The 7,858-nt window shown below is 61.2% G+C and carries 7 protein-coding genes; 6 read left to right on the forward strand and 1 reads right to left on the reverse strand.

Annotated features, from left to right (window positions below):
• Positions 1-116: 116 nt before the first annotated feature.
• Positions 117-1,226: a tetratricopeptide repeat protein gene (locus tag AC0QHF_RS03420; protein ID WP_324702784.1), complete on the reverse strand. Its 1,110-nt coding sequence runs from the start codon at positions 1,224-1,226 to the stop codon at positions 117-119.
• Between the two features lie 349 nt (positions 1,227-1,575).
• Here AC0QHF_RS03420 and AC0QHF_RS03425 point away from each other — a divergent pair, with 349 nt between their 5' ends.
• The 6 genes from AC0QHF_RS03425 (at position 1,576) to AC0QHF_RS03450 (ending at position 7,666) form a co-directional block, all read left to right on the forward strand.
• The gene (locus tag AC0QHF_RS03425; RefSeq protein WP_324702785.1) at positions 1,576-3,321 is read left to right on the forward strand and encodes a protein kinase domain-containing protein; all 1,746 of its coding nucleotides are present in this window, start codon (positions 1,576-1,578) and stop codon (positions 3,319-3,321) included.
• 17 nt (positions 3,322-3,338) lie between these two features.
• Positions 3,339-3,452 carry a peptidylprolyl isomerase gene (locus AC0QHF_RS03430; RefSeq protein ID WP_473113541.1) on the forward strand — a complete coding sequence of 38 codons (114 nt, stop codon included), beginning with the start codon at positions 3,339-3,341 and terminating at the stop codon, positions 3,450-3,452.
• A gap of 48 nt (positions 3,453-3,500) precedes the next feature.
• Positions 3,501-3,824, forward strand: coding sequence for a DUF6825 family protein (locus tag AC0QHF_RS03435; protein WP_324702786.1), 324 nt, complete (start codon positions 3,501-3,503; stop codon positions 3,822-3,824).
• A gap of 84 nt (positions 3,825-3,908) precedes the next feature.
• Entirely contained in the window at positions 3,909-5,675 is a 1,767-nt protein-coding gene (locus AC0QHF_RS03440; RefSeq protein WP_324702787.1) for an ABC1 kinase family protein, read from the forward strand.
• Between the two features lie 103 nt (positions 5,676-5,778).
• Positions 5,779-6,504, forward strand: coding sequence for a PP2C family protein-serine/threonine phosphatase (locus AC0QHF_RS03445; RefSeq protein ID WP_324702788.1), 726 nt, complete (start codon positions 5,779-5,781; stop codon positions 6,502-6,504).
• Between the two features lie 4 nt (positions 6,505-6,508).
• A complete protein-coding gene (locus AC0QHF_RS03450) occupies positions 6,509-7,666 on the forward strand; it encodes an anhydro-N-acetylmuramic acid kinase (RefSeq protein ID WP_324702789.1) in 1,158 nt (385 codons plus the stop codon).
• Positions 7,667-7,858 lie beyond the last annotated feature (192 nt).

The raw sequence follows: 7,858 nt of genomic DNA on the forward strand, positions 1-7,858 counted from the left end.
GGCTCAAGCCGCTCGAGTCGATTTTCATCCCCGCTCTGAAGAGACGGGGCTTCCAATCTCCCGACTATCCTCGTGAGGAATTTCTCAATTCTCAATTCTCAATTCTCAATTCTCAATTATTCCCTCAAATAAACCAAACCGCTGTAGAGTTGAAAAGCCGGGTCCCAGGGGGTTTCGGTTTTTCGCTCCAAATCGACGTGGGAGGTGATGCGGCTCAAGAGTTGGGTGTAGTCCAGGGTCGTCTCCGCGAAAGGGGTAAATTCCGACCACAGGGGGGCAGTTTCGAGGTTGAGGTCGAAGGTTTCGATGAGGCGGTTCCACTGGAGGCGGGCCGTCTGTCGGGTGGGGGAAGTGGGGGCTTCGGCGGCCGCGTCGGGGTTGAATTGGACCCCCTTTTGGAACTCGTAGGTTTGGTCGCACAATCGCAGGATCGAGCGGCGTCCGGGAAGGTGGAGGTCGTAGATTTTGGCGTAGTCCTGGGTAATTTTTCGGTGGCGGAAGCGATCGCTCTTTTGGCGGCGGGGGTCGTAGTCCATCGTCTCCACGAACAGCGGCAGCAACCCCTCCACCCGCGCCGCCACCTCGGACCAGTCGAAACTCAGGGCGCCGAGGCGATCGGTTTCGTCCCGGCAGACGACGGCGGGTTGGGGCGAGAGGGACTGGATGTGGGAGACACGGAAGACGTGCAGACTGTCGATGTCAGCCAAAGACGCCCAAAATACGGGGATGTCCGCGTCGAGCATTTCCCGACCGTAGACCCCCAACTCCCCGAATTCCCCCGTCCGGTACAGGCGCCAGCCGCGACTCTGGAGCTGCATCCTGGCGCTGTAGGCGTCGGTTTTGAGGAGGCGAGCCAGGATTTTGGCGACCTCGGGTTTGCGTTCCGGTTCGACCGGTTCGAGGATCAGCACCGCCGGCTCACCGCTGCGGGGGTCCGCCTTCGTTTGCGCGATCGCATCTTGCCGCCGTTGCTGTTCGATGGCCTCCAACCGCTTCACCCCGTCGCGGGCCTGGCCGATAATTTTGGGGTGGCTGGCGGTTTGCAGCAGTTTGCGGTAGACTTTTTCGGCGGATTCGAGTTGGTCGGTGGCTTCGTACCAGCGCCCGATGTAGAGTTTCACCCAGGGATTTTGGGGGGACTGTTTTTGCAATTGCTTGAGTAACTTTGCCGCGCCTCGATAGTCCTGACGATCCAAAGCGGCGGCGACCTGCTCGATTTCTTTCATGGTATGGGGTGCGATCGCGCCGAGTCACTTCCTCCAATCGTACTCGATCGGGGATAGGCGGGCGATCGGAGGCGACCGGAGGCGACCGGAGGCGACCGGAGGCCAGTTGATATCAGATCCGCACATATTCCCCAATCATCTTCAGATGATTTTCGCTATTAGCTTGGGAATTAATTCCCAAGCGGTTTGGATGCTCCACCCGTTGCTCCCTCCGCTCCCTCCACTCCCCCCCGAGGGGCTACAATTCCGAAAACAAGATGTAGACTATCAAACGGGCGATGTACCCTAGCGTTATTGCCTCAGAGCCACAAATCGACTAACTTTAGGGGGAAAATTGGCACGTCGGCAGATGAACTCAGCGACTCAAACCATCCTTCAACATGGCAAGTACAGGCTCGATCGCGTCCTGGGACGGGGGGAATTCGGCGTCACCTACCGGGCGACCCACCTGCACATCGGTCAAACCGTCGCCATCAAAACCCTTTCCCGGCAACCCGGAGGGCAGCACGACATCTCCCAACTGCGACATCAGGCGATCGCGATCGCCCAGCGGTGGAGTTTGTGCCAGCACCCCAACCTGGTGCGGGTCCTCGACCTGTTCGAGGAGGGAGGATATCCCTTCATCGTCATGCAGTTCGTCCCCGGCGAATCCCTGCAAACCCTCGTCCGGCCCGGACATCCCCTCCCGGCGCCCCAGGCCGTCCACTACATCCGCCAAATCGCATCGGCCCTCGACATCGCCCACCGGCAGGGACTCCTCCACTGCAACCTGCAGCCGACCTCCGTTATCCGCCGTGGCGGCAGCCGTCTGGCCATGCTGGCCGATTTCGGGGTGGGCAGCTACCTGCAACCCGACACCGCCAACCGCCACGTCCCCAACCGCGCCCTGGGGGGAGGATTTGCGGCCCTCGAACAGTACCTCCCCCACGAAAAACCGACCCCCGGCACCGACATCTACCGACTTTCGGCGATCTTATATTATCTGTTGACGGGGGAGGCGCCGTTGGAGGCTCCGCTGTGCGCCGGCCACCTGACCGAACAGTTGCTCCACACCAAAAAACCGAGCCTGCGCCAGTTCCAACCCGACCTGAACCCGGCCGTCGAAGAGGCGGTCCGCTGGGGGTTGGAGTTGCAACCCGGGCGGCGTCCGTCGAGCATCGGCGAATGGCTCGACATCCTCTGTACCCCTGAACCCGCCCCGGCCGTCCGGGAGGAATATCGCCCGCCGGCCCCGCCGCCGCCACCCCCGGCCGCCCGAGAAGAACAACGGCCCAAACCGCCGCCACCCCGACCGAAAATGAGAAAACTCTCCCGGCTCCGGGTCGCGCCGCTGTTCGTCCTCACGGCCGTGATCTCGGGGTGGGTGGGATTTGAAGTGACGCGGCGCTACGGCGACGGCCTCGTCGCCCAATTCGACCCCGGGTTCGACCCGTCGGGGGACGGGGGGGAGCGGTTGGTACTCGACCCCTCCAAACCGATCTTTGAAGAACCCGACTTGGTGGGCAAACAACCGGATTCCGAGTGGGACGGCATCGGAGAACTCCAACTGCTCGGGGACGGCAGTACGGACGTGGGGGAACTGCTCGAAGATGTCGCCTACGAAGAATGGGAAAGTGAACCGTTCCCCGACGTCTACGAGTCCCCCCAAGCGATCGAAACTCCGGATTATTATGCTTCCGAGACGCCGCCGGAACGGTCGGAACTCGATTCCAACGGTTATTCCGATTGGGAAGAGTATCCCCCCCTCGACCCCCCGGCGGACGACAGTTATCGCCTCCCCGAGATTCCCGAGGAGGAGTACCCATACTATCAGCCGCCTGAGCCGGCCGCCCCGGCGGTTCCGGAGTCCTACGCCGAACCGTCGCCGACTTGGGACGCGACCCCCCCCGAAGCGCCCGCCACCCCCAGTTGGGAGCGGGAGTTGCCCGACCTCCCGCCGGCCGAACCCTCCGAGCCTTGGACTCCCGAAGAATCGCGATCGGCCGACCCCGCCCCCGAAACCGGGACGAAGCGCTGGGACGAGTTCCCGCCCGCCGGTGCCCCCGAGCCGGAGTTGGAGTGGTCTGGGATGGGCGGGGAAGAATCTAAAATCTGAAATCTGAACTCCCAAAAATGAGAGAGGCGGCCTTCGGGGAATTGGCGCGATCGCGATCGCCCGATCCCCCGCCCGGACTCGCCGGCGGGAATTTTCTCCCCGGATTTCCTCCCCCGGCGCCGGTGCATTGAGGAGCGATCGCGTTATAATTTGTTACGGAAGTTAGCAAAACTTTTTTTATGAGCAAGCCAGCCGTTCATTCTTTCTTCGTGGGCAGAGCCCTGGCCGAAGGACTTTACGAGCAAATCGAAAACCTGCTCTCCGGCGGTCTGAGCGATTTGGGAAAATTTGACGCCGAGCAGCGGGAACGCCTGCGAGAATTCGCCGCCGAGGTGATGCGGCGGGCACAAGAAGAGGAAATGAGCCGGGGAATTGCCACTTCCGGAACGGTTGACGGCACCGCCCCCGCCGGCTCGGTGGACCTGCAAGAAATCATCGACGACCTGCGGGCCGAAATTGCCGAACTGCGCTCCGAATTGCAGCTCTACCGCAACCGAGCCTAGGCTTCAGCCGGACTCCCGACCCCGCAACTTTTTCCGATTCACCCAACCCGATAGATTAGCTGGAAACACAATTTGGAAACTCGAGTGTCTGTTCCCATTGATGACTCGATTCATCCCCGCCGGAACACCCAACAGATCCGCCAAAATGCAGTGGCGCCGGCCACTGAGAAATCCTACGGAGAAAAGGCCTACCGTTGGAACCGAAAACGGTACTCCCGCAAACGGCGCTTCGTCGATATTTGGGCGTTCGTGCTGTTGTGGCTGGGCTGGATGTGGAGAGACAGCAAACAGTGGAGCTACGTCGGCGGTTACAGCGAAGAAAAAATGCTGGCCCGACGGCGACAGCAGGCGATCTGGCTGCGGGAAAGTTTGCTGGATCTCGGCCCGACCTTTATCAAAGTTGGCCAACTGTTCTCCACCCGGGCGGACCTATTTCCGGGCGAATACGTCGAAGAACTCTCGAAACTGCAAGACCGGGTTCCGGCGTTCCGCTACGAGCAGTGCGTGGAAATCATCGAGCAGGATTTTGGCAAATCCGTCCCGGAGTTATTCCGCAGCTTCGACCCGGTTCCCCTGGCCGCCGCCAGTCTCGGCCAGGTACACCATGCCCAACTGCACAACGGCGCCGATGTGGTGGTGAAAGTGCAACGGCCCGGACTCAAACAACTGTTTGAAATCGACCTAGCCATCCTGCGGGGCATCGCCCGCTATTTTCAAAATCACCCCAAATGGGGCCGGGGCCGGGATTGGATCGGCATTTACGACGAATGCTGTCGGATTCTGTGGGAAGAGATCGACTACCTCAACGAGGGCCGCAACGCCGACACCTTCCGCCGCAACTTCCGCCAGTGCAAATGGGTGCACGTGCCCCGGGTGTGGTGGCAGTTCTCCTCCCCGCGAGTCCTCACCCTCGAATATATCCCCGGCATCAAAATCAGCAACTACGAGGCGATCGAAGCGTCGGGGTTAGACCGCAAACAACTGGCGCAGATGGGGGCCAAGGCCTACCTGCAGCAGCTCCTCAACGACGGCTTTTTCCACGCCGACCCCCACCCGGGGAACATCGCCGTCAGCCCCGAGGGAGAGCTGATTTTTTACGATTTCGGGATGATGGGGCGCATCACCTCCAACCTGCGGGAAAAATTGATGGAAACCCTATTCGGCATCGCCCAAAAAGATGCCGATCGCGTGGTGAAATCCCTGATCGAAGTGGGCGCCCTAGCCCCGACGGGGGACATGGGGCCGGTGCGGCGATCGGTCCAGTATATGCTAGACCACTTCATGGACCAGCCCTTCGAGGAGCAGTCCATCGCCGCCATCAGCGACGACCTCTACGAAATCGCCTACGACCAACCCTTCCGCTTTCCCGCGACTTTTACCTTCGTGATGCGGGCGTTTTCCACCTTGGAAGGGGTAGGGAAAGGACTCGACCCGGATTTTAACTTTATGGAGGTGGCACAACCGTTTGCCATGCAGCTCATGTCCAATGGAAACAGTTCTGAAACAGCCAACAGCATCATCAACGAAATCGGGCGGCAGGCGGCTCAGGTGAGTTCGACGGCCCTGGGATTGCCGGGGCGCATCGAGCAAACCCTGGATAAACTGGAGCAGGGCGACCTGCGGATGCGGGTCCGCGCCACGGAAACCGACCGCCTCCTGCGCCGGGTGGGGAACGTCCAGATGGGAACCAATTACGTTTTGTTGGTCGGTACGTTCACACTCTCGGCGACACTCTTGTTCATTAGTGATAAAGTGTGGTTAGCCCTCGTCGTCGCCCTGTTGGCGCTGATCGTCGGCATCGCCTTTCTCCGACTCCTGCGGCGGATCGATCGCTTTGATCGGATGCTGTAGGCACCGGGCGGGATTCGCGATCGTCCGGGTCCCTGGGGTGGTCAGATAAAAAAAATTTATAATTGATTTCCGCAAGGAGAGAAACAACTCGAACAGCCAATTTATGAAACGCTATTTCGCCGGTTTGACGGATACGGGAAAGGTTCGGAAGGTCAACCAAGACGCTTACCACATCGATCCGGATGGACGATTTTTCATCGTGGCGGACGGGATGGGCGGACACGCCGGGGGTCAGGAAGCGAGTCAAATTGCGGCTCAGACCATCTCGGACTACCTGAATTCCCAGTGGGATTCTTCCGACCCTTCCCCGGTCTTGCTCAAGGAAGCTTTCCTTGCGGCTAACCGCGCCATCCTCCAAGATCAAATTGACCATCCCGAACGGGCTGACATGGGGACGACGAGCGTCGTCGCCCTGTTCCGCGAGGAGCAGTCCTGGTGCGCCAACGTTGGGGATTCCCGCCTCTACCAGTTGCGCGGCCACACCCTCACCCAAGTCACTGAAGACCAGACCTGGGTCGCCCAGGCGGTCAAGCGCAACGACCTGACGCCGGAAGAAGCTCGGGTCCACCCCTGGCGCCACGTCCTCTCCCAATGTCTGGGGCGGGAGGATTTGGCTCACATCGAGATCTTGCCGATGGAGGTCAAGGACGGCGATCGCTTATTATTATGCAGCGACGGCCTGACGGAAGAGTTGCCCGATTCGGTGATCGCCAACCAGCTCAAGTCCATCCGCGCCTGCGAAGCGGCCACCCAAGCCCTGGTGGACGAGGCGAAAAATCGCGAGGGACGGGACAACATCACGGTGGTCGTGATCCTGATCGGATCTTAGGCCCGTGACCCGCGTCATCGGTTTGATCAGCGGTACGTCCGCCGACGGCATCGACGCCGCCCTCGTCGAGATCGGCGGGGGGACGGCCGATTTGCGGGTGGAGTGTCTGCGGGCGGCGACCTACCCCTATCCGCCGGAACTGCGATCGCGGATTTTGGCGGTGTGCGGGGGCGAACCCCTCTCGGTGGCCGAACTGGTCGCTTTGGACGACGCCATCGCCCGGGAATTTGCCCGAGCCGCCCTGGCCATCCAAGACCCAACCCGACCCGCTGAGGCGATCGGTTCCCACGGACAAACCGTCTACCACCGACCGCCCGACTCGGGCGCGGAGATGCCCCTGGGTTGCAGCGTCCAACTCGGCCGGGGGGAGGCGATCGCTTACCAAACCGGAATCCCCACCGTCAGCAACTTCCGGGCCGCCGACCTCGCCGCCGGGGGGGAAGGCGCCCCCCTGGTGCCCGCCGTCGATGCCCACCTCCTCCGCCACCCCGCCGAATATCGCTGCATTCAAAACCTCGGCGGCATCGGCAACGTCACCGCCCTGCCACCGGGAAAACGGGGAGAATCTGAACCCGTGCGGGGATGGGACACCGGACCGGGCAACGCCCTGTTAGATCTAGCCGTCGAATACCTCTCCGGCGGCCAACAAACCTATGATCGCGATGGGGCCTGGGCCGCCGCCGGCACGCCCGACACCGAACTGGTGGAACGTTGGCTCAAACACCCCTTTTTCCGAACCCCGCCCCCCAAATCCACTGGGCGGGAAGTCTTCGGCCCCGACTATTTGCGAGAGTGTTTACAAGACGCCGAATCCCGCCACCTCACCCCCGCCGACCTCCTGGCCACCCTCACCGAACTGACCGCCGCCTCCGTCGCCGACAGTTACCGCCGGTTTGTGCCCCGACAACCCGATCGCGTCCTCCTCTGCGGGGGCGGCTCTCACAACCGCTACCTGCGATCGCGCCTCGAACGGCTTTTCGCCCCAATTCCCATCCAGACGACCACGGAAATGGGCGTGGATGGGGACTTCAAAGAAGCGATCGCCTTCGCCGTCCTCGCCTACTGGCGCCTTCTGGGCATTCCCGGCAATTTGCCCGCCGTCACCGGGGCGAGTCGATCGGTTCTGTTGGGCAACATTTCCCCACCCCCCCGTCCCGCGTGATACGATACGATAGGAACGCTGGATTTTCAAGCTCAGAACGCTGCCGACAAACCTGTTACCTGTTGTTTCCAAGTCACGGTTGAGCCAGTTGGCAGCGCGCAGTGAGGGATGATACTGTCAGCACCCCGCTCTAAAGAGACGGGGCTTCATGCCTCTCCTTTAGGTAGCTGACCAGCCTAAGTCTTAACTGAC

It is taken from the genome of Lyngbya sp. CCY1209 (assembly GCF_055795065.1).

What these genes read in the sequence shown, in the direction of transcription:
- AC0QHF_RS03420 (WP_324702784.1), bottom strand. Translation starts at nt 1,226, where the DNA reads ATGAAAGAAATCGAGCAGGTCGCCGCCGCTTTGGATCGTCAGGACTAT.
- AC0QHF_RS03425 (WP_324702785.1), top strand. Translation starts at nt 1,576, where the DNA reads ATGAACTCAGCGACTCAAACCATCCTTCAACATGGCAAGTACAGGCTC.
- AC0QHF_RS03430 (WP_473113541.1), top strand. Translation starts at nt 3,339, where the DNA reads ATGAGAGAGGCGGCCTTCGGGGAATTGGCGCGATCGCGATCGCCCGAT.
- AC0QHF_RS03435 (WP_324702786.1), top strand. Translation starts at nt 3,501, where the DNA reads ATGAGCAAGCCAGCCGTTCATTCTTTCTTCGTGGGCAGAGCCCTGGCC.
- AC0QHF_RS03445 (WP_324702788.1), top strand. Translation starts at nt 5,779, where the DNA reads ATGAAACGCTATTTCGCCGGTTTGACGGATACGGGAAAGGTTCGGAAG.